The sequence below is a fragment of the Vibrio sp. 2132-1 genome, assembly GCF_033344315.1.
This window is the reverse complement of sequence record NZ_JAWPON010000167.1, coordinates 1-891: the sequence shown is the minus strand read 5'-3', so window position 1 is coordinate 891 and position 891 is coordinate 1. Positions and strand designations below refer to the sequence as shown.

The following is an 891-nucleotide window of genomic DNA, read 5'->3' as shown; positions in this document are numbered from 1 at the left end:
TATTTACCTTACACAAACAATATAAATGTAGGATAAATATAACTAGTGAAAAAGCTTCTCGCTAATTTGTAGTTTTTTCAAAATAAAAATACACAGTGTGAATATTCTTGAGTTGTTAAATAGTCATTGAAATATCACGTGGCGTGTTTACTAGAAAGGAAGCCAATCACACATCCGTCGTGCCTTGCTTTGCTTAAAAGCACAAATCCTCTACTCTGTGCCTAAGCAAATTCAATGGAATTGAAAGAATGATAAAAGGCAGTGAGTACCCTTCCATTCGTGCATTGAGGACTTTTGTTGCTGTGGCTAACTATCTCAGCTTTTCTAAAGCCGCCGATGACCTATGCGTAACACAAGGAGCGGTCAGTAAACAGATGGCATCTTTAGAGCAACTCGTTGGGCTTCCTCTCATTCATCGAGGGTTAAACGGCGTGGAGCTAACAGAGGAAGGAAAGCGCTATTTGCCCCAAATAACAGAAGCTCTAGAGCTCATTCAGCAGGCAACCGCCAGCCTAATTCAGACCAATACTGATCAAGAGCTGTTGGTTGTCGATGTCACACCCTCATTTGCCAGTCTTTGGCTGGTGCCAAATATCGATGATTTCCACCAGCGCCATCCAAATATTCGCGTGAAAATTCTTACCGGAGATGGCGCAGTTAAAAACATTCATGGCGAAAGTGATCTGCATGTGCGGTGTTTGCCTCTTTCGACTCATTATGAATATAGCCAGCTCTTATGTGAGGAAACCTTGTTGCTGATTGGCAACACCAACCTACCAGAGCTGTCAGACAACCAAGCCATTAGCCATTACCCATTTATTCCGCAAACGACTCGCCCGCAACTGTGGGAGCAATTCAAACAGGAGAACGATTTAGAGTGCCCAATCACCT

General features: G+C 43.1%; 1 protein-coding gene. It reads left to right on the top strand.

All coding sequences use genetic code 11. The features are described 5' to 3' along the window. Positions 1-248 precede the first annotated feature (248 nt). On the top strand, positions 249-891 hold a 643-nt coding region (locus R8N47_RS24185), incomplete at its 3' end, for a LysR family transcriptional regulator (RefSeq protein ID WP_318185975.1).